Annotated in this window: 20 protein-coding genes and 1 other RNA gene; all 21 read left to right on the top strand. The window is 51.4% G+C overall.

The window, feature by feature from the left end:
* Window positions 1-129 precede the first annotated feature (129 nt).
* The 21 genes from HMPREF1246_RS01000 to HMPREF1246_RS10680 all read left to right on the top strand — a co-directional run bounded on the left by HMPREF1246_RS01000 (window position 130) and on the right by HMPREF1246_RS10680 (window position 26177).
* Window positions 130-402 (top strand): YdbC family protein, encoded by a 273-nt coding sequence (locus HMPREF1246_RS01000; RefSeq protein ID WP_021736444.1) that lies wholly within the window; start codon window positions 130-132, stop codon window positions 400-402.
* A 359-nt stretch (window positions 403-761) separates the two neighbouring features.
* The gene (locus HMPREF1246_RS00995) at window positions 762-1703 is read left to right on the top strand and encodes a D-2-hydroxyacid dehydrogenase (protein WP_021736440.1); all 942 of its coding nucleotides are present in this window, start codon (window positions 762-764) and stop codon (window positions 1701-1703) included.
* A 91-nt stretch (window positions 1704-1794) separates the two neighbouring features.
* Window positions 1795-2157, top strand: coding sequence for a lipopolysaccharide assembly LapA domain-containing protein (locus tag HMPREF1246_RS00990; RefSeq protein WP_009015588.1), 363 nt, complete (start codon window positions 1795-1797; stop codon window positions 2155-2157).
* Between the two features lie 11 nt (window positions 2158-2168).
* A complete protein-coding gene (gene recJ / locus HMPREF1246_RS00985) occupies window positions 2169-4505 on the top strand; it encodes a single-stranded-DNA-specific exonuclease RecJ (protein WP_021736428.1) in 2337 nt (778 codons plus the stop codon).
* 13 nt (window positions 4506-4518) lie between these two features.
* Window positions 4519-6741, top strand: a complete 2223-nt coding sequence (locus HMPREF1246_RS00980; RefSeq protein WP_016459683.1) for a bifunctional (p)ppGpp synthetase/guanosine-3',5'-bis(diphosphate) 3'-pyrophosphohydrolase — start codon at window positions 4519-4521, stop codon at window positions 6739-6741.
* A 9-nt stretch (window positions 6742-6750) separates the two neighbouring features.
* Complete coding sequence (dtd, locus tag HMPREF1246_RS00975; RefSeq protein ID WP_021736437.1) at window positions 6751-7200, top strand: D-aminoacyl-tRNA deacylase; 450 nt, start codon at window positions 6751-6753, stop codon at window positions 7198-7200.
* Between the two features lie 14 nt (window positions 7201-7214).
* Entirely contained in the window at window positions 7215-7838 is a 624-nt protein-coding gene (locus HMPREF1246_RS00970; RefSeq protein ID WP_021736455.1) for an MBL fold metallo-hydrolase, read from the top strand.
* Between the two features lie 11 nt (window positions 7839-7849).
* The gene (locus HMPREF1246_RS00965) at window positions 7850-8920 is read left to right on the top strand and encodes an AI-2E family transporter (protein WP_021736425.1); all 1071 of its coding nucleotides are present in this window, start codon (window positions 7850-7852) and stop codon (window positions 8918-8920) included.
* A 90-nt stretch (window positions 8921-9010) separates the two neighbouring features.
* A complete protein-coding gene (gene hisS / locus HMPREF1246_RS00960; protein WP_035224067.1) occupies window positions 9011-10273 on the top strand; it encodes a histidine--tRNA ligase in 1263 nt (420 codons plus the stop codon).
* A 6-nt stretch (window positions 10274-10279) separates the two neighbouring features.
* The gene (aspS, locus tag HMPREF1246_RS00955) at window positions 10280-12070 is read left to right on the top strand and encodes an aspartate--tRNA ligase (RefSeq protein ID WP_009015581.1); all 1791 of its coding nucleotides are present in this window, start codon (window positions 10280-10282) and stop codon (window positions 12068-12070) included.
* Between the two features lie 310 nt (window positions 12071-12380).
* Window positions 12381-12562: non-coding RNA, 6S RNA (gene ssrS / locus HMPREF1246_RS10175), on the top strand.
* A gap of 46 nt (window positions 12563-12608) precedes the next feature.
* Window positions 12609-13064 carry a signal peptidase II gene (lspA, locus tag HMPREF1246_RS00950; protein WP_021736432.1) on the top strand — a complete coding sequence of 152 codons (456 nt, stop codon included), beginning with the start codon at window positions 12609-12611 and terminating at the stop codon, window positions 13062-13064.
* The gene (locus tag HMPREF1246_RS00945; protein WP_035224064.1) at window positions 13016-13972 is read left to right on the top strand and encodes an RluA family pseudouridine synthase; all 957 of its coding nucleotides are present in this window, start codon (window positions 13016-13018) and stop codon (window positions 13970-13972) included. Before lspA ends, HMPREF1246_RS00945 begins: the two co-directional genes overlap by 49 nt.
* A gap of 12 nt (window positions 13973-13984) precedes the next feature.
* A complete protein-coding gene (gene pyrR / locus HMPREF1246_RS00940; protein ID WP_021736426.1) occupies window positions 13985-14539 on the top strand; it encodes a bifunctional pyr operon transcriptional regulator/uracil phosphoribosyltransferase PyrR in 555 nt (184 codons plus the stop codon).
* 15 nt (window positions 14540-14554) lie between these two features.
* Entirely contained in the window at window positions 14555-18115 is a 3561-nt protein-coding gene (gene smc, locus HMPREF1246_RS00935; protein ID WP_021736429.1) for a chromosome segregation protein SMC, read from the top strand.
* A complete protein-coding gene (gene ftsY, locus HMPREF1246_RS00930; RefSeq protein WP_009015576.1) occupies window positions 18112-19026 on the top strand; it encodes a signal recognition particle-docking protein FtsY in 915 nt (304 codons plus the stop codon). Before smc ends, ftsY begins: the two co-directional genes overlap by 4 nt.
* A 401-nt stretch (window positions 19027-19427) precedes the next feature.
* Complete coding sequence (locus tag HMPREF1246_RS00920; protein ID WP_009015575.1) at window positions 19428-19754, top strand: co-chaperone YbbN; 327 nt, start codon at window positions 19428-19430, stop codon at window positions 19752-19754.
* Between the two features lie 91 nt (window positions 19755-19845).
* Window positions 19846-20346: an Rrf2 family transcriptional regulator gene (locus HMPREF1246_RS00915; protein ID WP_021736450.1), complete on the top strand. Its 501-nt coding sequence runs from the start codon at window positions 19846-19848 to the stop codon at window positions 20344-20346.
* A 229-nt stretch (window positions 20347-20575) separates the two neighbouring features.
* Entirely contained in the window at window positions 20576-21298 is a 723-nt protein-coding gene (locus HMPREF1246_RS00910; RefSeq protein ID WP_009015573.1) for an SIMPL domain-containing protein, read from the top strand.
* Between the two features lie 3 nt (window positions 21299-21301).
* The gene (locus HMPREF1246_RS00905; protein WP_021736438.1) at window positions 21302-22045 is read left to right on the top strand and encodes a 5'-methylthioadenosine/S-adenosylhomocysteine nucleosidase; all 744 of its coding nucleotides are present in this window, start codon (window positions 21302-21304) and stop codon (window positions 22043-22045) included.
* Between the two features lie 646 nt (window positions 22046-22691).
* On the top strand, window positions 22692-26177 hold the full coding sequence (locus HMPREF1246_RS10680; RefSeq protein ID WP_231368191.1) for an autotransporter outer membrane beta-barrel domain-containing protein: 3486 nt from the start codon (window positions 22692-22694) through the stop codon (window positions 26175-26177).
* Window positions 26178-26233: the final 56 nt, after the last annotated feature.

Below are 26233 nucleotides of genomic sequence, written 5' to 3'. Positions count from 1 at the left end.
AAAGGCGGTTTTTACGCGATAATCGGGAAACATGTTTTTTTTTAATTTACGGTATAATAAGAGTAGGCCTACAACGCTGCAGCAAGATCTGGATCCAGCACTAGAAATCGACAAAAAGGAGTATGCATCATGCAACAGAAAGCAAACGGTTCCGACAGCGATTTTTCCTTTGATATCAAGCGTCATATCGGTGTTCTTTCGACGACGCCCCGAGGGTGGACAAAAGAACTCAATCTTGTTTCCTATAATGGCGGCCGCAGCAAGCTTGATATCCGCCTGTGGAGCGAGGATCATCAGAAGATGGGGAAGGGAATCACCCTGGTACGGGAAGAAGCCGATATCCTTTACGCCCTTTTGACGAATATGCGGAATAAAGAAGCCCCAATGCGGGGGCAGCGGTAAGAAATCCTAAGCGATAGTTTCAGAGAGAAAAAGGAGCTTCAGTCCCTTGATCCGGAAAAGGGCTGAAGTTCCTTTTTGTGTTTGGAAATGGCGGTTTGGCCTTTTTCCCTGACAGCGCGAAGGCCTTTGACAGGATAACCATACTGCTTCAGGATGATCCAAAGGCTTCTTTAACGCAGGGCCTTTTCAACTAAGAAAATCCAGCAGCATGCTTTAGGCCTTGTTTCATCATCCTGACGAGTTGACGAGTCCGGATGAATGGCTGACAATCAGCCAATTCCCATTGCTCAAACCTCTTTTTTTCGCTACAATAAAGGTGTAACAAAGAGTCTGAAAAGACGTCAGAGGAGGTTCATATTGTGAAGGTTTCTGTTGTTATGCCTGTAACAGATGCACATAAAATGGCCCTTAAAAAGGCCGCTCCAAGCGCTGAATTTACGTTTGGAAAGGACGAGACTGCGCTCAAGGAGGCAGATGTCATCATTGGAAATATTGCGCCCCAGAAGGTCAAGACCTTGACCAAGCTGCGGTTCCTGCAGCTGAATTCAGCCGGAGCCAATACCTACTGCGAGCCTGGTATCCTGCCAGACGGTGTGGCTCTTACCAATGCTACAGGGGCCTATGGGATTGCCATCAGTGAACATATCCTGGCGACGGTCCTTTTTCTCATGAAGCGCCTTCCGACTTATTATGATCAGGGTAAGGCGCATCGCTGGGAAGACGCCGGTCCGGTGAATACGCTCTGCGGATCTACGGTCGCTGTCATTGGTTTTGGCGATATTGGCCGCCATTTCGGCCGCATTGCAAAAGCCATGGGAGCTCACGTCATTGGTGTCAGACGGCGCTCGTCCGACCTTGTCCCAGAAGCGGATGAAATGGGAACTTTTGCTTTGCTGGGGGATATCCTTTCCCGGGCTGATGTGGTCGTCTCCTGTCTTCCTGACACGCCGGCTACGCAGGGATTGTATACGGAAACCCGTTTCCTTGAAATGAAGGAAGGGGCTCTTTTTGTCAATATCGGCCGCGGCAATGCCGTCGACCAGGACGCGCTTAAGAAAGCCCTCCAAAGCGGACATCTTGCCGGCGCTGCTATTGATGTGGCAACGCCTGAACCGCTTCCTGAATCAGATCCCTTGTGGGAAGCACCGAACCTTCTTGTGACGCCGCACGTAAGCGGCGGGTACCATGCCCAATCGACGTGGGACGCAATCATTGCCATAAGCTGCCGCAACCTTGCGCATTTCATCAAGGGGGAACCCCTCGAAAATATTGTCGACAGGGAGACGGGTTATCGCAAATAGATGCCATTTTTTGAGATTTTCCTGCAAAATTGCGGACCAATCCATGATATAATATTTTATTCACTATGATGAGTTGAGAGGAGGCAGTACCATGTTTTATATGATTATCATGGGAATCCTTTCCCTGTGTGTAGCCATCTTTGCTGTTCAAAATGCCGTGAGCGTGGAAGTTTCCTTCCTCTTCTGGCATTTTTCCATGAGTCTTGCCTTGATTATCATTGGCTCCCTTCTCATTGGCCTTGTCCTGTCAGGTCTCATTGCCCTTAAAGTAAAGGCCGGTCACTTCATGAAGGAACGCCGCCTCAAAGGGCAGATCAAGGCCCTTGAAGAGGAAAATGCCGAGAATCGGCGCAAGATGGGGACGGTTCCCCATTTTAAAGCAAGACCTAAGGCCTCTGACGCGCCCCAAACGGATGATGATCCCATCATCAAACCATTTGACCCAGGAAAGTAGGAATTTCGTTCATGATCTGCAGTAAAATCAGTCACAAGGCAGGGCCCCTTGACCCTGACCTTTTGGAAACGGGAAAGGCCTTGGGCCTTTCTCCTGTTCTTATGGGGATCCTCAAGCGAAGGAACCTGACGGACCCTGAAGCCATCCGGACCTTTCTTGACGGCAGCCCCGAACCTTTTCATGACCCCTATGGACTGCTCCATATGGAGCGGGCCGTCACGAGGATCTGTGAAGCCCTCAGCAAGGAGGAGAAGATAACGATCTACGGGGACTATGACGTAGACGGGACTTCTGCCAGCTCCTTGCTCTTTCTCTTTTTAACAAAAAATTTGGGCGCCAAGGCTGCCGTTTATATTCCTCGACGCGATACAGAAGGGTACGGACTCAACCTAGAGGCCCTTGAAAAGATCTACGCTGGTGGATCGACCTTTGTTATTACTGTCGACACGGGAATCAGCGGAGCGGATGTGATCAAGAAGGCCCCCACCGGTCTTGACGTCATCATAACGGACCACCATCTGGCCCCGCAGGAGCTTCCGCCGGCCTATACGGTCGTAAATCCCAATCAGCCTGGTGATTCATACCCAGAAAAGGGCATCTGCGGCTGTGGGGTGGCTTTTAAGCTCTGTCAGGCCCTGTGGCAGCATTTTCATCCCGAAAGTGCGCTTTGGACAGATCTGATCGAACTTGCTGCCGTGGCAACGGTAGCGGATGTGGTGCCCCTTGTAGGGGAAAACCGGGAGATTGTTCGCAGGGGACTCAAGAAAATCGCCAATACGTCTCTTGTGGGACTGCGCGCCTTGATCCAGTCGGCGACGCGGGAAGGTTCCCCCATTACGAGTGACACCATTGGGTTTGGCATTGGACCTCGCATCAATGCCGCTGGACGCCTGGACGACGCCATGCTTGCCGTAAAGCTGCTGATAACAAGTGACAGCGAGGAAGCCAAGACCCTTTCCCGTGAACTCAATGACCTCAACGCCAAGCGCCAGGAAATCAGTCAGCGCATCTTTGAAGAGGCAGAAGCCATGCTGACCGCGTCGGGCAAGGTCCCGACCTGGGGCATTGTCCTTGCCAAAGAAGGCTGGCATCCTGGTGTCATTGGTATTGTGGCGTCCCGACTGACCGAAAAATACCATGAACCGACAATCCTGATGTCCATCAAGGACGGCATTGCCAAAGGGTCATGCCGCAGTATTCCTCCGGTCCATCTTTATCATGCCCTGGAAGCCTGCCGCCCCGCCCTGATCCAGTTTGGCGGCCATGCCCAGGCAGCGGGCCTGACCATGGAAGCAGATCAGGTGGACGAATTGCGGCATCTTTTTACAGAGGCCGTGAAAACGGCCCTCCATGGCGAAATTTATGAACCGGAAGTGGAACCGGATTATTTCATTCCCGAAGGGGAGGATGTGACGGAAAAAATTGTCCACGAACTTGAACGGCTCCAACCCTTTGGCCAGAACAATCCGGCTCCGATCTTGGGATTTGAAAGGGCCGTCATCACGGGCGTGCGCACTATGGGAAAGGACGGCAGTCATTTGCGGCTGGACCTTTCAAGCGGCGGCTATGGCTATAAGGGACTTTTGTGGCAGGAAGGCCCGCGGAGCCATTACTTCTACGAGGGAGAAGAGGCAGCCGTGGCCTTTGTGCCCCGCCTCAACACCTTCCGCGGCGTAACCACGGTGGACCTCGAGGTCAAGGCTGTCGATACGGCACAGACCATCGTTGATTGGCGTCACAGCAACCTGAGCAAGGAAGCTATTTTAAATACTATTTTACAAAAAGAAGAAAAAACAGTACTATATAAGCAGGAAAGTGAAACAGAACTGTCCTTTCCTCCCGGGGTCGATGTCCTTCCTTACGGGGCGCCTCTTCCCAGTGGGGTCAAAACGGTTATTTTCTATGATGCCGGTGCCTTTGCCCTTATGGATGAGGCTCATTTTCCCCTGAAAGGAGCGGGCGTGCTCCATCTCCTGTATCATCGCGACGAGATGGTGGCTGCCCGACAGGCACTTCATGCTTCCTATCCGGATGTGATGGGCTTACGCCACTGCTATGCCCATATTCGGAGCGTCCTTAACTCGCGTCCTTATGCCACGAAACAGGACCTTTTGGGATCGACACGGGAAGGGTACCGCATTACGGAACGTGTCTTGAAGCTCTTTTTTGATCTGCACTTTTTCCTGGAAAAGGATGGCACCATTGTGCCGCGGCAGGTACAGCCTATTGACATGGCGGAAAACCCTGCTTATCAGGAATTTTGTGCTGAGCGGGACCGTAAGGAAAAACGCCTGACCGCCGCTTGGCAGATGAAGGCCGCGGCAATTGCAGCCTTATGGAATAATTAGAGGGGGTGAGAAGATGGAACAGTTAGATGCAACACCAATCAGTGCAGAGGAATTTTATGTGAGAATCGGGAAATATCTGACCCCTCGCCAAGTGGAGTTCGTCCGGGAGGCCTATAATTTTGCGGCGGAGCAGCATGCCAGCCAGAAACGGGCCAGCGGTGAACCCTACATCATCCATCCGCTGGGGGTAGCAAGCATCCTGGCCCAGCTTCATATGGATGATACGACCCTTGCTGCCGCCTTCCTCCATGATGTGGTGGAAGATACGGATGTGACCCTCGACCAGCTGACCGATATTTTTGGCCTTGAAGTGGCAGGACTCGTCGATGGCGTCACCAAACTCGGCAAGATTGAATATATTTCCCGCGAGGAGCAGCAAGTCGAGAACTATCGGAAGATGTTCCTTGCCATGGCAAAGGATATCCGCGTGGTCCTGATCAAGCTTGCGGACCGTCTGCATAATATGCGGACCATGAAATACATGCCGCCCAATAAACAAAAACGGATTTCCAGCGAGACCCTTGAAATCTATGCGCCCTTGGCGCATCGCCTAGGAATCTATGCCATCAAATGGGAACTGGAAGATCTGTCTTTCCGCTACATGGAGCCGCAGCATTACTATGAGCTTGTGGAGCAGGTCAAGGTCAAACGGCACGAACGGGAAGCCATGGTCCAGGAAGCCATGGACGAATTGAGCCATCTGTGCAGTGATAGTGGGATCAAATGTGAAATCCAGGGCCGTCCCAAGAGCTTTTACAGCATCTACAAGAAGATGCAGAAAGACAACAAAAGCATCAATGAAATCTATGACCTTTTGGCAGTCCGTGTCCTGGTTGACAGCGTAAAGGACTGCTACGGCGTCCTGGGGATTGTCCACGGAAAGTGGCGCCCGATTCCGGGTCGTTTCAAGGATTATATTGCGGTCCCCAAATCAAATGGCTATCAGTCCCTTCATACGACCGTCGTTTCCTCGAGCGGGCAGCCGCTTGAAATCCAGATCCGCACCTTTGAAATGCACCGCATTTCCGAATATGGTGTTGCCGCCCATTGGCGTTATAAGGAGTCCGGCGGGTCCAATATGCCGAGCTCATCGGACAAGTCGGCCGATGAAAAGATGGCCTGGCTGCGGCAGCTCCTTGATTGGCACCGTGACATGCGCGATCCCCACGAATTTGTTGATACGGTCAAGATGGACGTTTTTTCTGATGAAGTCTTTGTCTTTACGCCCCAAGGTGACGTCATTGACCTGCCTTTTGGCAGCGTTCCCATTGATTTTGCCTATCGCATCCATACGGGCGTGGGCAATCGCTGCGTCGGTGCCAAGATCAATGGTAAGATCGTTCCTCTCGACTATAAGCTCAAAAACGGCGATATCGTGGAAATCATCACGTCCAAGACGAGTCCTGGACCGAGCCGCGACTGGATCAACATCGTTGGGTCAAGTCAGACCAAAAATAAGATCCGTCAGTTTTTCAAGAAGGAACGGCGGGAAGAAAATATTGTCAATGGACGGGATATGCTTGAACATGAATGCCGGCGCCTGGGCTATGATACGGCAAAGCTCCTGACGAGCGAAAACCTCAAGGAAGTGGCCACACGTTCCCACTTTGACGGCAGTGAGGAAAATCTGCTGGCTGCCATCGGCTATGGCGGCGTCCTTGTGAGCACGGTCATGGTAAAGCTCATTGAGCTTTACAAAAATGCCCAGAAAAAGAATCAGACCAAGAATCTGTCCCAGCTTCTTAAGGAACTTAAACCGCGGGTATCCAAACCCCATAAAGGAAGTCATGGCATCCTCGTCAAGGGTGAAGATGATATCATGGTGAAGCTTGCCCGCTGCTGCAACCCCATTCCAGGCGACCCTATCGTAGGCTATGTTACCCGCGGCCATGGCGTGTCTGTCCATCGCGTCGACTGTCCCAATGTCCTTGCCAATAAAGAGGAATCGGACCGTATGATTGAAGTGTCGTGGAACATCGACACGGATGAAGCCTACAAGGTTGTCCTGCGCATGAGCTGTATCGATCAGACGGGTGTCATGGCCAACATCATGACCGTAGCCAGTGAGACAAAGGTCAATATCAATTCCCTCAATGCCCATACGAATCCAGATAAAACGGCTTATGTGGACCTGGGACTTGACATTACAAGCCTTGAACAGCTAAACTACATCATTGGCCGTATGCGCCGCATCAAAGGCGTCTATAAAGTCGAACGCAAGACCAGTGGTCTGTAAAGGAGCATTATGAGAGCAGTCGTCCAGCGCGTATCAAGCGCCAGTGTCAGTGTCAATCACGAATCCATCGGCCAGATCCAAAAGGGGTTTCTTGTCCTTTTGGGCGTTGAAAGAGGGGACACGGATAAAGACCTTCACTACATTGTGGAGAAGGTTGCCGGTCTCCGTGTCTTTGACGATGAAGAAGGCCGCATGAACCGGTCCCTTGTGGATACCCAAGGCGAGCTCCTTGTCGTCAGCCAGTTCACCCTCTTGGGGGACGCGCGCCATGGCAAACGGCCTTCCTTTACCCAGTCGGCCCCGCCTGATGAGGCGAAACGGCTTTATGAAAGGGCAGTGGTCCTTTTTCGGGAAAAGGGCATCAAGACCGAAACGGGACAGTTCCAGGCTCATATGGAAGTGTCCCTGATCAATGACGGCCCGGTGACGATCCTCATCGACAGCCGCAAAACATTTTAGGAGAAAACCCATCTATGAAACTCTATCGCATCGTTGTAGGCCCCATTCAGGAAAACTGTTACCTCATCAAAAATGAGGAGACAGGGGAGGGCATCATCATCGATCCCGGTGATGAAGCACTCAAGATTATGGAGGCTGTTAAAAAAGCCGGAATCAAAAAAATTACGGCCATCTTTATCACCCACGGTCATGGTGACCATATTTCAGCTTTGGACGAAGTCAAGAAGCTGACCGGGGCCAAGGTCTATATGAGCCGAGAAGACGCGCCTATGCTTCGCGTTTGGAACAGCAGCCTGTCGTATTCGACAGACCGGGATAAGACTTTTGATCCGCCGGACGTCTATTTTGAAGACGGCATGACTGTTACAGAAGCCGGTCTGACCTTTACCATTGCCGCAACCCCGGGCCATACGCGCGGCGGTGTGTGCATCATTGGCGACGGCGTTGTGTTTGTCGGGGATACGATTTTTCTTGAATCCATCGGCCGTACGGATCTTCCCGGCGGTTCCTATGATGATATCCTCACTTCCATCAAGACAAAACTCTTGACCCTTCCCGATGACTATCGGCTGTTTCCCGGTCATGGACCGGATACGACCGTGGGCTGGGAAAGACGGAGAAATCCGTTTCTGCAGTAAGAGGCGGCCCTATGATGACACAAAAACCTCGGGGAATGCTTGTAAAGTCGGCTTTTGCACTTCTTGCTTTTGCGGCTTTTTGCCTTGTCGCCGATTTTCTGCTTCCCGTCCTGATTTCCATTGCTTTTTCTTATTTGCTTTATCCCATTGTCCGGGCGCTTGAAAAGATTACGTGGGGACGGGACCGCCGCATGCCGAGTGCGGTGGCCGTCCTCCTGTCATTTGTCATCTTTCTTCTGTTTATGAGCGCTGCCCTCCAGATCCTCATGGTCCCTTTGGTGACACAGGTCAATACCCTCACCAAGGCCCTGCCGGGTTTTGCTGCCCAGGTGTCAGCGACCATGAACTGGTTTTTTGGCCCGGAGGCCCGTGCCGCGCTTCCTGCCAATGTGCAGGCCCTCATCAATGAAGCCCTGACGACGGCGGGCCGTAACGTCATGGCCCTTTTCCAGGACCTCATTTCGTCGACTTTTCGCGTGGCCCGTTCCATGGCGAGTATGGTCCTTGTTCCTTTCTTGACTTTTTATTTCCTGAAGGATTGGCGGACCCTAAAGGCCATGGCTGTCAAAGTCTTTCCCTATGACCGGCAGGCACTTGCCGAAAAGGTTCTCGAAGACATTGGCAGCATGCTCTGCACCTATGTGGACAATATGCTGAAGCTTTGTCTTGTGGCCGCAGGCTGCCTGACCGTTGGCAATTATGTCCTTGGCGTGCAGTATACCTTGGTCCTTGGTCTTCTTGCCATGCTGACAGAGCTTATTCCCCTCGTTGGTTCTGTTGTGGGGACCCTTGTCGCTGTTTTTGTCGCTCTCTTGCAGCGGCCCGCCTTGGCGCTCCAGGTCCTCATTTTTTACCTTGTCTACTACCAGGTCGACTCTCAGGTCATCATGCCCACCCTTGTGGGAAAAGCCATTACCCTGCATCCGGTCCTCATTATCCTATCCGTCATCATCGGAGGGAAACTGGCCGGTGTCATTGGCTTGATCTTTGCTGTGCCAGTACTGGCCATCATCAAGATCCTTTATGGCTATTTCTGGCACTGGGGTGAGCCTCTTCCCAAAGAGGAGGAAAAGGCAATTTAGGCCGCTTTATATTGAAATCATCCAGTATCTTGTGGTAAACTAAAATGGTTTACATGAAGTTTTTTATTGAAGGAAACGGAGGGGATTATTATGTTAACAACGGCACCCCGTGGTACCAAGGACATCCTGCCCGGCGCGGTCAATGGCTGGCGGTATGTCGAATCCGTCTTGCGCGACGTTTGCCGCGAATTCAACTATCAGGAAATCCGCACGCCAATCTTCGAGCATACGGAACTCTTCCAAAGAGGCATCGGTGACGGTACGGACGTTGTTGATAAGGAAATGTATACGTTCAACGACCGCAGTGGCAGAAGCATTACGCTTCGTCCCGAAAATACGGCTGCTGTCGTACGTTCCTTCGTCGAAAATAAACTCTATGCTGAACCCATGCCGCTGAAGGTCTTCTATATCGGACCCATGTTCCGGTACGACCGTCCCCAGGCTGGCCGCATGAGACAGTTCCATCAGTTTGGCGTCGAGGCGATGGGCTCCCCGTCCCCGGTGGTGGATGCGGAGACCATCCTGCTTGCCATTACGGTCCTCAAACGGCTTGGCCTCAAGGACCTTAAACTCAAGATCAATTCCGTCGGCTGCCCAAAATGCCGCCCGCAGCACCGCACCCTCCTGCAGGATTATTTCCGTCCGCATCTGAGCGAACTGTGCGAGGACTGCCAGAGCCGCTTTGACCGCAGCCCCCTGCGTATCCTTGACTGCAAGGTCGACCATGATAAACCCTTCATGGCTGGGGCTCCAAAGATCACGGATTCCCTGTGCGAAGAGTGTCATGATCATTTTGAAATGGTCAAGAAACTTCTTGATGAAGCAGGCGTGGACTACGAAGTCGACAGCACTCTCGTCCGTGGCCTTGACTACTATACGAAGACGGCTTACGAAGTCCAGTATTCCCCGCTTGGGGCGCAGAGCGCCATTGGCGGCGGCGGCCGTTACGATGGCCTTGTTGAGGAACTGGGCGGACCTTCCACACCGGGCGTTGGCTTTGCTATGGGCCTTGAACGCATCATCCTGGCCCTCGAAAAGCAGGGACTCCTCAAGTCCGAAAAAGAAGCCATCGATGTCTTTGCTGTTGTGCCTGATGAAGGCGGCACGGCAGACGCGTTCAAAGCCGTCATGACCCTGCGTGAAGCCGGTTATTCCTGCGACATGAACCAGATTGGACGCAGCATGAAAGCCCAGATGAAACAGGCTGACCGCACGGGTGCCCGCTTTGCCCTCATCTTCGGGGAAGAAGAACGCAGCCGCGGTGCCGTGACGGTCCGTAACATGGCTGACAGCAGCCAGGAAGAAATCAAACGATCCGAGATTGTATCCTATATGAAAAAGGCAGAGGTGTAAAACAACATGAGTTTTGAACGCAGTCACCACTGTGGTGAGCTTAGAAAACAAGACGCCGGCAAGGAAGTTACCTTGTGCGGTTGGGTCAGCAAACGGCGTGACCATGGTGGAATTATCTTCATTGATCTACGTGACCGGTCCGGTCTGGTCCAGGTCGTTATTGACCCGGCCCATGATGACAAGGATTTCCATAAGGCGGAAACGGTCCGCAGTGAATTTGTCCTGCAAGTCAAAGGTATGGTCCGCAACCGTACGGAAGAAACGGTAAACCCGAACCTTCCGACCGGTGAAGTGGAAGTCGTAGTCGAAGGCCTCAATATCCTGAACCCGGCCAAGACGCCTCCTTTCTATATCCAGGACGGTGTGGACGTCGATGAAAATGTAAGACTGCGCTATCGTTATCTTGACCTGCGCAGACCAGAAATGCAGCGCAACCTCATCCTCCGTCATAAAGTGACGAAGCTCGTCCGTGACTTCATGGATAACCAGGGCTTCCTTGAAATCGAAACGCCGATGCTCTGCAAGAGCACTCCGGAAGGCGCCCGTGACTATCTTGTCCCGAGCCGTGTCAACCCTGGCAAGTTCTATGCCCTGCCGCAGTCTCCGCAGCTGTTTAAGCAGATTCTCATGGTAGCCGGCATGGAAAAATACTTCCAGATTGCCCGCTGCTTCCGTGATGAAGACCTGCGCGCCGACCGTCAGCCTGAATTTACCCAGCTTGATATGGAAATGTCCTTCATCGACGAAGACGACATTATGACGCTGACAGAAAACCTCATTGCCTATGTCTTTAAAAATGCTCTTGGAAAGGAACTGCAGGTTCCTTTCGGCCGCATGACCTGGGATGATGCCATGGATCAGTACGGTTCGGATAAGCCGGACCTGCGCTTTGGCATGAAGCTTGTCAACATGAACCAAGCCCTTGAAGGGACCCAGTTCAAGGTCTTTAAGGACATCATCGAAAAAGGCGGTCTTGTCAAAGCCATCAACGTCAAGGGCTACAGCGCCATCCCGCGCCGTGAACTCGACGGCCTTGTAGACTTTGTCGGTATCTATGGTGCCAAGGGCCTTGCTTGGATCATTGTCAACGAAGACGGTTCCATCAAGAGCCCGATTGCCAAATTCTTCAGCGAAGAAGAAATGAAGCGCATCCTGGAAACGGGCAAAGCTGAAAAAGGCGACGTCCTGCTCTTTGTGGCTGATAAGAATCCCCTTGTCGTGGCAGCCGCGTTGGGTGCCCTTCGTCTTGAAATGGGCAAACGCCTGAACCTCATCGATCCCGATAAGCTTGCCTTTACGTGGGTTGTGAAATTCCCTATGTTCGAATACAGCGAAGAAGAACACCGTTATGTCGCCATGCACCATCCGTTTACGTCTCCCTGCGATGAAGATGTGGATAAGCTTCTCACCGATCCAGGTCATGTCTATGCCAAAGCCTATGACATGGTCCTTAACGGCGTAGAAATTGGCGGCGGTTCCATTCGTATCCATGACCGCACTGTTCAGAACAAGGTCTTTGAAGCCATTGGGCTTACAGATGAACAGGCTCAGGAAAAATTTGGCTTCCTCCTGAATGCCTTCGAATTTGGCGCGCCTCCTCATGGCGGCCTTGCCTTTGGCCTTGACCGTCTCATCATGCTCATGGCGAAACGTCCGTCCATCCGTGATGTCATTGCTTTCCCGAAGACGCAGAGTGCTGTGGACGTCATGAGCCAAGCTCCGAACATCGTCGACGAAAAACAGATGCGCGAACTGCATATCAGGAGCACGGTCGTAAAGAAGGAAAAAGAAGAATAACCCCATTGACTGCGAGCTGAGGAGAAATCCTTGGCTCGTTTTTGTATGACGGGGAAGTCTCAAAGGTAAGGGTAAAAAGTCGGAAAGTTGAGCTGCGAAGGTGCGAGCCAGCAAGCGGGCACGTAAGGCGAAAAGCCAAGAGGGCAGCAAAATAAGCCCCATGCGGGAAGCCGTCATGCATTTTCTCGTTCCTTCTGTTTTTGCGCAGCGGGGAAGCGTTCATTTTACCAATCAGTCCGCTTTTTGAACTGGCTGATTCTCCCTCAAACCTTGCACCCATCCCCATTTCTTGCTATAATACAGGTAAAGAGCAACCCTCCGATGTACGAAAAAGTCCTATAGGTTTTGAGCCAACACTCTTTATAAGGGAGCCCGAAAACTCCGGCCGCTCATGGTATGCCCCCCTGAGGGGACATCAGCAGTGACAGGGAGGGCACCCACCTGCTCATGCAGGTTCAAAACAAGGGACGGAAACGGCATTGTAGGGCTCTTTCTTTTTTATATCAATTCATTCACGTTCGAAGGAGTCCGAAGCGTTATGCCTCTTGTTCTCATCAGTTTAGCCGTCATTATCCTGGACCGCGTGACGAAAATCCTGGTTCAATCCCATCTGGCAGAGGGAGAGAGCATTCCCATCGTGCCAGGGGTCATGAGCCTGACTTATATTCTTAACCCCGGTGCTGCTTTTGGAATGCTGGAGCACCAGCGGCTGTTTTTCATCTTGATGACGGTTGCCGTCATTGCCGTCCTGATTTATTTCTGGCGCAGGATCAAAGAAGAAGCGATTGTCGTCCAATTGGGTGCAGCCTTTTTCCTGGGCGGGGCCGTGGGAAACCTCATTGACCGCATCGAAACGGGCTTTGTCATTGATTTTTTTGACTTTTATTTTTGGCCCATCTTCAATGTGGCCGATATCTTTATTTGTGTAGGAGTGGGGCTGATTGTATGGAATATTGTCATGGACGAATGCCGGAAGACGGAACCACAAAAGTAACTGAGCCCGCTGCAGAAAAGGATCAAGGGCTTCGCGCGGACTGCTATCTTGCTGACGTCCTGGATCTTTCGCGTTCAAGCCTGCAGCACGATATGGAAAAAGGACTTGTCACCAAAGAAGGAAAGCCGGTCAAGGCAAGCTATAAGGTCAAGTTGGGGGATGTCTTTACGGTTGTCATTCCGCCTGCTGTGAGCCTTGAGGCAGAACCTGAGCCCATTCCTTTAGCTATCCTCTACGAAGATGAGGATGTGATTGTCGTCAATAAGCCGCGGGGCATGGTTGTCCATCCCGCGGCGGGAAACTATACAGGGACCCTTGTAAACGCCCTTTTATATCACTGCAAGGATTTATCAGGAATCAACGGCGTTGTCCGGCCCGGCATTGTGCATCGCCTCGATAAGGATACTAGCGGCGTCATGGTCTGTGCAAAAAACGATAGGGCTCATCTGTCGCTTTCCCAACAGATCAAGGACAAGGAAGCCAAACGTACATACATTGCTGTTGTGCGGGGCAATATCAAGGACGACCGGGGCCATATTGAGACCCTCATCGACCGAGACCCCAAGGACCGCATGCGTATGGCTGTTGTGCCTTCCGGCGGCCGCCTTGCCGTGACCGATTATGAGGTCCTTGAACGTTACGGCCGCTTTACGGTCGTGCGCTGCCGCCTCCAGACTGGAAGGACGCATCAAATCCGCGTCCATATGACTTATCTGGGACATCCCCTGGTGGGAGATCCCAAATATCAACCGCAAAAGACCTGTTTTTCCATTGACGGACAGGCCCTTCATTCTGAGACATTGACGTTCCGTCATCCCCGGACGGGAAAGATCATGTCCTTTACGGCACCCCTTCCCAGCGATATGGAAACGATCCTGACGCGTCTGCGCCATGGCCAATTTCATTAAGGAGAATCCATCATGAGCATTTCAGTGAAAAAGAAAACGATAATGGATGAAGATGCAATGCGCCGCGCCCTTGTGCGGATTTCCCACGAAATTGTGGAACGCAACAAAGGTGTGGAGCACGTAGCCCTTGTAGGCATTACGACCCGCGGTGTACCGCTTGCCAGACGCGTTGCAAAGACCATTGAGGAAATCGAGGGCGTCAAAGTTCCTGTTGGCTCCCTGGATATTACGATGTACCGGGATGACCTGTCTACCTTGGGGTATAATCCTGTCATGGGAGAAACAGATATCCATTTTGACCTTAACGGTCGGACCATCGTTCTCATTGACGATGTTCTTTTTACTGGCCGGACCATTCGCTGCGCTCTTGATGCACTCATCGATATGGGGCGCCCTAAAGCCATCCAACTGGCGGTTATGGTCGATCGGGGACATAAGGAACTGCCAATCAGGGCGGACTATGTTGGAAAGAATGTCCCGACGAGCACCCATGAAACGGTGAACGTCACAATCAAGGAAATCGACGGGACAGATGAAGTCGCTTTGGCAGATGTCAAATCAAATTAAGAAGGATGGACCTACGTGCGATTAAAGTCATTTGAAGCCCATGGCTTCAAGTCCTTTGCCGATAAGGTCAATGTCAATTTCGAAAATGGGATCACGGCCATTGTTGGGCCAAATGGCAGCGGCAAGAGCAATATTTCCGATGCCATCCGCTGGGTCATGGGTGAACAGAGCATCAAGTACCTGCGCGGGACCAAGATGGAAGATGTCATCTTTGCCGGCAGCAGTGCCCGCCGGCCCTTGGGCATGGCCGATGTGACCCTTGTTTTTGACAATCGTGATCATGATCTTCCGGTGGACTTTGATGAAGTCAGTATCCGCCGCCGCGTATACCGCAGCGGTGAAAGTGAATATGCCATCAACGGCAAGAACTGTCGGTTAAAGGATATTGTAAATCTCCTTGCCGATACGGGGTTGGGGCGCGGGTCGCTTTCCATCATCGGCCAGAACAAGATTGATGAGATCCTAAACAGCCGTCCCGAAGACCGGCGTACCATTTTTGAGGAAACGGCAGGCATTGCCAAATATCGTCTCCGTAAAAAAGAGGCCCTGCGAAAGCTCGATGATACGGCAGGAAACCTCCTGCGGATCCACGATATCCAGACGGAAATCTCCAGCCAGCTGAAGCCCCTTGAAAAGGCAGCGGAAAAGGTTCGTACCTATAAGGAACTGGATGCTCGCTATGAATTGGTGCGTGTAACGCAGCTTGTGCGCAGGCTGGACCACCTGGAAAAGGAAAAGGGCGATATTGAAGCGCGTCTTGAAGGGTGGGGGAAAGAGGAAAGACGCCTTGACGAAGAGGCGGCTAAGCTCCAATCTGAAATCGATGCCAAAAATAAGGAGCTCCAGGCTCATGAGGCTTCTTTTGGCGCCTATCAGGTAGGTGTGCGCAAAAAACAGGAAGCGCGCAGCCAGTGCGTCAGTGAAGCGAGCGTTTATCGTGAGCGGATGCGTCAAGGAAAGATCCAAATCGAGCAGATGCAGGGCGTCGTGGCGCGTCTTGAAAAGGACATCGAAGCAAATCAGGAAAACCTGGCCCTCCTCACGGGCACCTATGATGAGGAAGAGGCAAAGTATCAGGCAGTGAAGGCGTCCCTTTCCCGTACGGAAAAGGAAAAGGATGAACTGACGCGCCTTGTGGCAGCAAGTGAAAAGCGTAGGGAAGATGCCCAAAACGAAAATTTTGAACGTATGCGGGAACTTGTAACGCTGCGCAATGACCTTAACGCCGCCCATCAGGAAGAAGAACAGCTCCATCGCCGCCTGGCCCAGATGAAGGAAAAAATGGACCTTGCTGAAGATGAGGTAAAAAGTGCGGCAGAACGTCTGGCAAACGGCAGTACAGCCCTTACAGACGCAAAAAACCAGCAGGAGCGTGTCAAGGAAAAGGGCACGGCTGCCAAAGCCCGTCTTGATGAGCTTGCGGCTCGTTTGGAAGAAGCCAAAAAGGCCGTGGCCGCTAAGGAAAGGCAGCTGAGTGAAAAGAAAGCCCGCATCCAGGTCATCCAAAATATGGAACGGGACCATGATGGCTTCAGCCGCGGGGTCAAGACCATCCTTCAATCAAAAGCAGGCTGGCGCAGCGGAATCTGCGGCGTTGTGGGCGAGCTGCTCCATGTCGAAGGTCGCTATGTAACGGCCATTGAAACGGCGCTTGGCGGGGCTCTGCAGAACATCATTACCCGTGATGCCCAAACGGCCAAGGAGGCCATCCGTCACCTTAAGAGCCAAAAAGGAGGGCGGGCGACTTTTCTGCCCCTTGATACCATCCGGCCCCGCAGCCTTTCCCCTAAGGAAAAAGAAGCCCTCAAGGCACCTGGTATCATCGGCCTTGCCTCAAGTCTCGTTTCGGTCGATGCGGACCTTATGCCGGCCGTGGATTTTCTTCTGGGACAGGTCCTTGTGGCTGAAACCCTGGATCAGGCCCTAGATGCGGCTAAACGGGCCGATATGCGCGTTCGCGTCGTAACCCTTGAAGGGGACGTCATCTATTCCGGTGGGTCCCTTGCAGGCGGTGAAAAAGAAAATCGCAGGAGTTTCCTTTCCCGCCATCAGGAACTTGAAACGCACCAAAAGGAACGGGCCCAATTGGAAAAAGAGTTGGCAGGACTTAACCAAGCCCTCCAGGAAGTCCTTCATCAGGAACAGGATGCAGTCATTGACCGCAATCAGTGTGCCGATACCTACCAGAAACTGGCTGTTTCCATGGCAACCCTGTCCGCCCAAGTGGAACAGGCCCAAAAGGAATTGGGTGAAAAGAATGAAAGTCTCTTCCTTCTTTCCGATGAAAAAACGGAAGCAGCGAAGGCCTATCTTGCCATAACTGAAAAAATCAAGAGCCTTGAACCCCAGGTAAAGACCCTTGAGGAGGCAGATTCACAGAAGCGGGAAGAAGCCCGCAGCCAGGAAGAAACCCTCCAAAAGGACAAGCTTCGCCTTGAGACGTTGAACCAAAAATATCAGGATGTCATCGTTTCCTATAACACCCTCAAAACGCAGATCACATCCCTTGAAAGCCGCATGGCAGAAATCGACGAGCGCAGTGCCAAAGCCGAAAAGGATCGCCTGAACGAAGTGGCTGAAATCGAAAAGACCGAAGCCATGCTGAAAAAATCAGAAGGGACCATTGCGGCCCTTGAGGAAAAAATCAAGGCCTTTGACAAGAGCCTTGAAGGGACGGATGAAAAGACCCAGGCCTTTATAAAGATGCGAAAGGGCTATGAAGAGGGCCGTGACATCCTTCTTGAAAATGCCCGCAAGCTTCAGGAACGCCTGGAAGGCCTCAAGGAAAAGCGGCATCAAGTCGAGATGGACAGCGTAAGAAAAACCTCTGAAATGGAAAGCACGGCAGGAATCTTAGCTGATAATTTCAAGCTGTCCGTGGAGGAAGCCCGGGAAAAAGCCCTGACTGATATCGGGGAAGGAGCCCTCAAGAAAGAAGAAATTCTCCTTGCTCAAAAGATTGAGGACCTGGGGCCTGTGAACCTTGCGGCTGAAGAGGATTACCAAGCGGCAAAGGAACGGTATGAATTCCTCACCAAACAGTACGATGATATGGTGACTGCGAAAAAGCAGCTTGAACTTGTCATCAGTGGAATCAATTCAGATATGACCAAACGATTCCGAGAAGCCTTTGACATAATCAACGAGTATTTTGGCAAGTGCTATGAGAAGCTCTTTGGCGGTGGGAAGGCACGTCTTGTCATCCAAAATGAAGAGAACCTTCTCGAAACGGGCATCGACATTGAAGCCCAGCCGCCAGGGAAAAAGATGCGGAACCTATCCCTTTTTTCTGGCGGGGAGCGGGCCCTTACCGTCATTGCCTTGCTTTTTGCTCTTCTTTCCTATCATCCGGCGCCTTTTGTCATCCTTGATGAAATCGACGCGCCTCTTGACGAAACCAATATCGATCGTTTTGCTGAGTTCCTTCGGGACTATGGAAAACGGACCCAATTTATCATCATCACCCATCGTAAAGGCACGATGGAAGCTGCGGACACGCTGCACGGCGTCACCATGAGTGAATCCGGCGTCTCCCGTGTCCTATCCGTTAAACTATCGGAGGTGGCCGCTTCATGAGTTTTGTTGAAGAGTTACGTCAGGGCCTTGAAAAGACCCGCAAGAATTTTACAGAGCGCATGGAAGACCTGGTCGGGATCAGTGTTGATCTGGACGAGGACTTCATGGATGAGCTCGAAATGATCCTCGTTGCAGGCGACGTAGGCATCAAGACGACGGAAAAGATCATGCAGGCCCTGAGAAAAGCGGCAGCAACGCGGGAAATCAAGTCGCCCGCTGAAGCCCTGCCTTTTATCAAACAGTACATCGCTGACATGCTCACCGTCAAAGGTCCGCGCATGAATTTCAAGGGCCATCCCACCATCGTCCTTGTTGTAGGAGTAAATGGCGTGGGAAAGACAACGACCATTGGAAAGCTTGCCAACTATTATCGCCTCATGGGCTATAAAGTCATGTGTGCGGCTGCTGACACGTTCCGTGCCGGTGCAGTGGAGCAGCTTAAGATTTGGGGCGAAAAGGCGCAGGTCCCTGTCATCAGCCATGGGGACATCGGGGCAGACCCGGCTGCCGTCGTCTATGATGGGGTAAAAGCAGCCATGGCTCGCCATATAGATGTCCTTTTTGTCGATACGGCAGGCCGTCTCCATAACAAGACGAACCTCATGAAAGAACTTGACAAGATGTACCGTGTCATCCGCAAGGAAGTGCCCGATGGACCCCATGAAACGCTTCTTGTCCTAGATGCAACGACTGGGCAGAACGCTATCACCCAGGCCAAGATTTTCTTGGAGACCGCTCATGTTACGGGGGTTGTCCTGACAAAACTCGACGGTACGGCCAAAGGCGGTGTCGTTGTTGCCATCAAGGAAGAACTGGGCCTTGACGTCAAATGGATTGGTATCGGAGAAGGTATGATGGACTTCCGGCCCTTTGATCCGAAAGTCTTTGTGGATGCACTTTTTGATCGGTGATGAGGACCGTGAGCCGAGCCAGCACAAGAAACCGGATTTGATGCAGGACGTGAGCCCATTGCTTTAGACAAGTACTTGCTAAGGCAATGGGCTCTTGACCTTATTATCCAATGGAAGGTTTCGCTTTAGGGAATAACGGACGTTTGTCTATTTTCGCTTCTTCCTTTCTTTCTGCTTGCTTGATGTAGGTAAGCGGCAAAACTGGAAACGTCAAGCTGGACTTCCTGCTGCATCGAAGCGGCCGCGTTCACTCTGATTGCGGCAAGTGGCTTCAGTCTCTTTTCTGATGCCCCAAAAATGCAATCTTGACAAACCAAACTGTAGTAGATAAAATTACAGTAATCAAAGAAATCATTCTCCATCGGTCCTTATGGATCTCTTGTCATAAAGGAGTGTTTGATATGGCATTTAAAATGATTACTGGTGAAACTTTTGAAAACGAAGTGGTAAAGAGCAAGAAACCTGTAGTCGTAGGATTTTCTGCTCCTTGGTGCAAATACTGTGCAAAATTGAAACCCGCTCTGGGTGAGCTTGCCATGGAAATCGATGATAAAGTCGATTTTGCAGGTGTCAACATCGATGATGACGAAGCCCTGGCCCGTCAGTTCCACATTGAAGTCATTCCGAGCCTGATGCTCGTCAGCAAGGGGACCTATAGTGAACTCCTCGTCAACCCGCCGACGAAAGAAGCTGTCGCTGACTGGCTGAAGGAAAAAGGAGTTCTCTAAGGTATTTCCGTTCTGGTTAAAAAAGCGGCCCAAGCGGCTGCCTGAGGGGATGGAGTGTCCATTTCCTTTTTGTATAAAAGGAGTCATGTGAGTGAAAAGTGATTTCATTGTGGCTGTTCATGCCTTGGTTTATCTGACCCATTTGGGCACTTTGGTCTCCAGTGATGAACTGGCACGCAATATCTGTACGAATCCCGTCAGGGTCCGTAAGATCATGGGAAAATTAAAGAAATTGGGCCTTGTTGAAACCAAGGAAGGTCATGTCGGCGGTTATGCTGCTGTATCGGGCACTGAAAAGGCGACGCTTCTTACCATTGCGGATGGTCTCGGCATTTCCTTTGTCGATACCAAATGGCGGAGCGGGACGGAAGATATGGACTGCTTCATATCAAGCGGGATGTCCCTTGTCTTTGACCGGCTTTATGAAGAGATGAACCGCGCCTGTCGGGAAGAATTGAAGCACATCACCCTCGAATCCATTGCCCAGGAAGTTGTTGAACGTCAGCGAGCCCGTATGGAAAAATGCCATGGCGAGCGCTGTCATGATTGCCCTGCGTGGGATCGATATGAACGAAACCGTTCCAGATCCTGATCCAAGGCAATCGAATTGAATCCGTCAAAACGCCCCTATGAACGATATGGAATCGTTTGTGGGGCTTTTGCTTTTTGGAAAAAGCTGGCAGATCCCAAGAGATTCAAAAGGAAAAATCCATGCTCAGGAATTTTGCCCTTTTGTTTCAACCACGTTGGTTAAAGAGTTCACCCTCTTTTCACTCCCTCATGGTATAATAAGGCCATCAAATGTAATGAGGTGAATCAAAGTGAAAAAATTCTTAGCATCTGCCGCACTTCTTCTCTGTGTTTTCAGTACTGGCCTTCCCACGGTTCATGCCGAGCAGCCTCTTGATACGGTTGCCGTGACGGGAACGGCCCGCAAAATGGTGGCACCCGATATGGCAACGGTCACGTTTTCCTATGAAACTACGGGAGATACGGTTGAAGCCGTCCGCGCCAGCGGCGCTCAAATGTCAACAAAGGTTCTAGCCAAACTTACGGCCCTGGGGATTTCCAGTGCTGATAGGGCAACGACGCGCTACACCGTTGCACCGACTTATACCTATGAAAAAAATGGACGCCAGAAACTGACGGGCTATCGCCTCTATTCCTCTTGGTCTGCCAAGGTCAAGAATCTTAATGACTTGGGAACCGTTGTTGACGGTGTGCTTTCAACTGGTGTGAACCGGGTGGAATCCCTTTCCTATGGTCTCCAGAATGAGTCCGTCTATCGCCGTCAGCTCATGACGGAAGCGGTCACAAATGCCCGCCAGAGTGCCCAGACCATCGCCAATGCGGGTGGACGGGGACTTGGCGTCCTGCGTCAGGCCAGTGTCAGTGAATCGAACTTTACCCTCGGCGCTTCTCCCCGTCTTCTCATGATGGCAAAAACTGCAAGCGACAGCACCGCACCGGAAACGAACATTGCGCCCCAACCTTATGAAGTGAGCGTTACGGTCAATACGGTCTTTGCCATGACCTTGGAGTAACCCATGTCTGATGCCAGGCTTACATCTTTGGGAGAAGGGAAGGGACCTATCGTCCTCCAAGGCGCCATGGAAATGGAAGTGGCTCCTTTCATCAAGCGCCTCAAAGGGGCTGAACTTGAAGTGTATGGGGATTTTTTCTTTTGGCGAGGAACCTTTGGCACGCGTCCCCTGATCATTTCGCAGACCGGCATCGGCACGGCCGCGGCTGGTGCAGCAACGGCTCTTGCCTGCGCTCTTTATCAGCCCTCCCTTATCGTGAACCAAGGTACGGCCGGCGGTTACGGCGACCTTGCTGTAGGTGACGTGGTGCTGGCAAGTGCCCTTTATAATGCCAACGCCCGCTATCTGGGGCGTGATGGCCTGCGTTTCATGGAGCTTGGCAGCCTTGAACACGAGTCCGTGGCTGCCATGGACTTCCCCGATGTGCCGCCGCTTCTTGAGACGGATGAAAGGCTCCGATATATACTGGAGGCTTTTCTCAAAAAAAGCGGCGCTTCCTACCGCACGGGCATCATCGCCTCAAGTGATCAATGGAACGAGGCGTCTGAACAGATCAGGCGCATACGGGAAAAAACGGGAGCCCTCTGCGAGGAAATGGAAGCCGCTGCAGTTTGGATGACTGCTAAACGTTTCCGTGTTCCCTGCGCGTTTGTCCGCATCATCTCCAATAATAACGAACGGGGCTTATCCTTTGACCCCTCCGTTTGTGAGACGTTATATCGCTTATTGAAGAATTTCCTCATGTAATCAATGGTTACCTAATCGACAGCCTTTTCCCTTCGAATCGGGAGAGGCTGTTTTTATTATGTGGGCGGCCCCTATGAGGTAAAATGCATCCTACAGGCCTATTTCGACCTTGAAAGGGGCACGGTTCCAGCTACGATGAGAAATGGAGCCGGGATGTGGGACTGCGCTGGAGCTTCTGCCCCCTTCGCCTATATTTGCTGTGGCTAGGAAATCATCCTTTTGGGAACTAAAAATCGCAATTTATGTAACAATTGTTACATAAATTAAAAATAGTCATCTTGTTTACAAAGAAATCTTATTTTTGATAGGAAAAAATAATCATTATCTGATAAAATGATACCAAATATAGGAATGGATGGGAAGAATAGAGAGATAAATCAAATAATTTATAACGAACCAAACTTGCCATGTCTTCTTATGGAATCGTTCTTTGGGATGTCTGGAAGAGGGGCAGGCATTTTTTCTGGGGTTTCGGTAAAAAAGGCTTTTTCCTGTAGAAACAGATATGAGTTGGAAAGGTGGTGTGCAAAACCTCATTTTCATTCGGTCCCCTTTTCCCTTGGGGGATATGGGCACAGTGTGACAACAGATGGCATTGATTTGAGGACATATTTTTTCTCACTTTGGCAGAAACATTCAAGGAGGAATGATGATGATGTATTTATCCCATAAGAAAAAAGTACTTTTATCGGCGGCCGTCCTCTTCGCGTTAGCGTCGGGAGAAGCTTTTGCAAGTTCCTATCATGGCGGAACATCGGACGTGACTTCGTCCAATGAAACACTGGACGAACTTTATGCAACAAATAAGGCTAAGGTCACCGTGACAGGGAGCGGTACGATTACTTTTACCCCATCAGGAACCGCCGATGGTGAGGGAGCCATCGACGCCAGCGGAGGATCTGTCGTGACGATTGGGTCAAGCTCTTTACCTTATGACAGGTTGACGGCAAATGGGGAAATCCTTGCCGAGGACAAGAGTACGGTGAATCTTTATGCAAAAGAAATCACCATCAATAAGGGGGACGATTATGCAGCGGTAACAGCAACCAACGGAGCGACCATTACCATAGGGACTGCAAATACAACTTCCCTTACGACAACGGGAGAAGTGCTGTCAACGGATGGAGATAACGGTGCGGCGTCTTCCGTTACCCTAACTGCAGGCGATGTGACCTTGAACTATAGCCCAAATCCTTCTGCTGATTCGGGAAGCGGGGGAGATGAGGATCACACGCTCTATGCGGACGGTGGCAGCAGCCTTGCTGTAAATGCATCGGGTACGGTTACCATAAAAGGCCCGATTGGAGCTGTTGGAGCTGTTGATTCCGGCAGCAGCATCACTGTCGATGGTTCCACGATTTCCCTGACCCATAATACAGTTGGAGAAGATGGCGTCACTTATAATTATGACCTCGAAACGCGGGGGATTCATGTGGAAGAGGGAGCTTCCGTTCGAATCGGCAGCGATAGTACAACGTCCCTTGCAATCGATGTGGAAAATAGCAGCGATGATTCGTCCATTGTTGTTAGTGGGGGTGCCTCCAAGCTGGAGCTTTATGGAAAGACCATTTCCGTCACGGCAGAAGACGGTATTCATAATGGTAAATTAACAGGAGAAACCTTTGATACTGAATATGAAGGCGGCAGCTTAGTGATTGGTTCGGACAGTACGGATTCCTTAATCGTAAACGGCCCAATCCAGACTGTAGGCAGTGACGCTAGCACGAAGCTTTTGGGATCTTCCATCGCTGTACAATCTCGCATCTATACCTATAGGGGTGGGGCCTTGACGATTGGTTCTAAAAGCACAGAATCTGTCTATGTGGATACTCTTTTTGATTCCGTCAATACAAAGACAACGATACTCGGCAATGACATCACGATTGGCAATAGAAGCTACTATTTAGACGGAATGTTGTACAGTAGTCCATCTATTGATATATACGATGGAAGTATTGTCACGATTGGTGACGATACTACAGCAACTGTTACCATTGGGGGTGATGTTGGGGCTGATATTGATGTGAAGGATGCTGACCTCACACTAAAGGGAAATGAGATTGTCATTGGACTAAATGATGATCAGCATTTTGCGATTTATCACGATTATGGCGGAACCGTTACCATTGGCGATGAGAATACCAAATCAGTCGTCATAAATACTGCGCTGCTTATGCAGACAACACGAAACCACCAAAAAAGCAACTTGACGACTGTCACGGGAGATACGGTGACGTTCAGTGGAATTGTGAGCACATATGGGATAGAATCTTCCCTCGTAGTAGATGGAACAACAATTTTGTTGACGAGAGATACGCCTATTCTAGAAGTGTCTCCGTATCCAATTTCAGCACTCTATGGAAGTGCCATTGCCCTAGGAAGCAGCAGGACCGAGTCCCTTACCCTTGCTGGTACGGTTGCTTCTGTTTCATTAGTGGATGGGACCGATACAGAAGTATCCCTTGATGGCTCGGCGATTACCTTGCAGAACGGCGCCGTTGCTACGGGAAATGGGGCTGCACTTACGATTGGCAGCGCCGGGGTGACAAAGACCCTTACAGGTGACCTTACGGCCACGGATAAAGGCGTTGTTACGGCGACGCTCTCCGGAACTTATACGGGAGATGCTTCGGCCACGGATAGCGGCAATTTGACCTTAACTACAGGCTCCCTTACGGGTGACCTTACGACTTCCGATAGCGGTACTCTTGCGGCAACTGTCAGCCATACCTTTACAGGTAAGACGACAGACGATGCCGATACGATGACACTTACCCTTAGTAGCGGTGCTACGTGGAATTTGACGGATTCTTCTACCGTCAGTACCCTGAACGCGGAGGGGGGAGCTATTAGCCTCATGGACGGCACGCTGGGTGAGACGCTGACGGCAGGTTCCTTTGCTGGTGACGGCGCAACGCTCTATCTTGACGCTGATGGGTCGACCAATACGGGCAACGACCATCTCTACGTCACGGGAAGCCATACGGGAACGACGGCCCTGCATCTTAGCAGCACGTCCAATACCTGGTCCGGCGTCCTTGGAACGGTCCTTGCGAGCGTTGGCGAGGAACAGGGATCCTTTGCGAGCGACGGGGAAACGGAAGCGGCTCTCTACTACTACAACCTTGAACTTGCAAGTACCAGCGACAACGTGACAGACGGCTACAGCACCGATTGGTACCTCAAGGGCTTTACGAAGGCTCCGACAAATGACGAAGGGCACCACACGACGGTGGTCCGGAACCTTGGCGGCATTACGGGAGGCAACTACCTTCTTTGGAGAAGCGACATGGATACGCTCTTCCGCCGCATGGGCGAAGCGGATGGGTCCCTTACGGACAATACGGATAACGGGATCTGGGCTCGGGGCAAGGGCAAGAAATTCAGCCGCGAGAGCGATTTTCTTGTTGACTCCAAGTATAATGAGTACGAAGTGGGCTACGACTGGCTCCATAAGAAGACGGACACGAAGGAGCACGTCATCGGTGTGGGCTTTGCCTACCTTGATGGCGATGCAACCTACGTGTCAGGGAAAGGGGACCTCAAGGGCTATACCCTAGGCCTTTACGATACGCAAGTCTGGAAAAACGGGCAGTACCTTGACCTCAGCCTCAAAGGGTCACGGTATGAAAATGAATTTGGTTATACCGGTCTTGGCCGATTCATTGACGGTCAGTCGAACAGTACGGGCTTTTCCTTCGGAGCCGAATATGGCTACAAGAAAAAGGACGAAAAGGGCTGGTTTGTGGAGCCGCAGGCCCAGGTTGTCCTGGGACACTTCCGGAACGATGCCTTCACCGATTCGAACGGGGTGCACGTGGAAGGCGAAAGCCTGAACACCGCCCTGGGACGGATTGGAGCCCGGGCTGGGTATGAAAGTCCGCGTTTTGCGGTCTATGCAAAAGCCAACTGGTACCATGACTTTGGCGGCAACCATGTGACGGTCATGTCCGTGGATACGGACCGGCTGCGCGTCCATGAAGATTATGGCGATACCTGGTTCTCCTATGGACTGGGCGGCGCCTATAAGATCAATGACGGTCTGCAGGCCTATTTCGACCTTGAACGGGGCGATGGTTCCAGCTACGATGAGAACTGGAGCTGGGATGTGGGACTGCGCTGGAGCTTCTGATAAGTACCATATATGGGCATGTGGATCCTTTGCGGTTCACATGCCCATTTTTGGGG

It is taken from the genome of Acidaminococcus sp. BV3L6, from assembly GCF_000468835.1.
Taxonomy (GTDB): domain Bacteria; phylum Bacillota; class Negativicutes; order Acidaminococcales; family Acidaminococcaceae; genus Acidaminococcus; species Acidaminococcus intestini.
The sequence above is the reverse complement of the archived record's forward strand: the minus strand, read 5'-3'. Positions and strand labels throughout refer to the sequence as shown.

What these genes read in the sequence shown, in the direction of transcription:
- HMPREF1246_RS00965 (WP_021736425.1), top strand. Translation starts at nt 7,850, where the DNA reads ATGATGACACAAAAACCTCGGGGAATGCTTGTAAAGTCGGCTTTTGCA.
- HMPREF1246_RS01000 (WP_021736444.1), top strand. Translation starts at nt 130, where the DNA reads ATGCAACAGAAAGCAAACGGTTCCGACAGCGATTTTTCCTTTGATATC.
- hisS (WP_035224067.1), top strand. Translation starts at nt 9,011, where the DNA reads ATGTTAACAACGGCACCCCGTGGTACCAAGGACATCCTGCCCGGCGCG.
- dtd (WP_021736437.1), top strand. Translation starts at nt 6,751, where the DNA reads ATGAGAGCAGTCGTCCAGCGCGTATCAAGCGCCAGTGTCAGTGTCAAT.
- lspA (WP_021736432.1), top strand. Translation starts at nt 12,609, where the DNA reads ATGCCTCTTGTTCTCATCAGTTTAGCCGTCATTATCCTGGACCGCGTG.
- HMPREF1246_RS00970 (WP_021736455.1), top strand. Translation starts at nt 7,215, where the DNA reads ATGAAACTCTATCGCATCGTTGTAGGCCCCATTCAGGAAAACTGTTAC.
- recJ (WP_021736428.1), top strand. Translation starts at nt 2,169, where the DNA reads ATGATCTGCAGTAAAATCAGTCACAAGGCAGGGCCCCTTGACCCTGAC.
- pyrR (WP_021736426.1), top strand. Translation starts at nt 13,985, where the DNA reads ATGAGCATTTCAGTGAAAAAGAAAACGATAATGGATGAAGATGCAATG.
- HMPREF1246_RS00990 (WP_009015588.1), top strand. Translation starts at nt 1,795, where the DNA reads ATGTTTTATATGATTATCATGGGAATCCTTTCCCTGTGTGTAGCCATC.
- aspS (WP_009015581.1), top strand. Translation starts at nt 10,280, where the DNA reads ATGAGTTTTGAACGCAGTCACCACTGTGGTGAGCTTAGAAAACAAGAC.
- HMPREF1246_RS00980 (WP_016459683.1), top strand. Translation starts at nt 4,519, where the DNA reads ATGGAACAGTTAGATGCAACACCAATCAGTGCAGAGGAATTTTATGTG.
- HMPREF1246_RS10680 (WP_231368191.1), top strand. Translation starts at nt 22,692, where the DNA reads ATGATGATGATGTATTTATCCCATAAGAAAAAAGTACTTTTATCGGCG.
- HMPREF1246_RS00905 (WP_021736438.1), top strand. Translation starts at nt 21,302, where the DNA reads ATGTCTGATGCCAGGCTTACATCTTTGGGAGAAGGGAAGGGACCTATC.
- ftsY (WP_009015576.1), top strand. Translation starts at nt 18,112, where the DNA reads ATGAGTTTTGTTGAAGAGTTACGTCAGGGCCTTGAAAAGACCCGCAAG.
- HMPREF1246_RS00945 (WP_035224064.1), top strand. Translation starts at nt 13,016, where the DNA reads ATGGAATATTGTCATGGACGAATGCCGGAAGACGGAACCACAAAAGTA.
- HMPREF1246_RS00920 (WP_009015575.1), top strand. Translation starts at nt 19,428, where the DNA reads ATGGCATTTAAAATGATTACTGGTGAAACTTTTGAAAACGAAGTGGTA.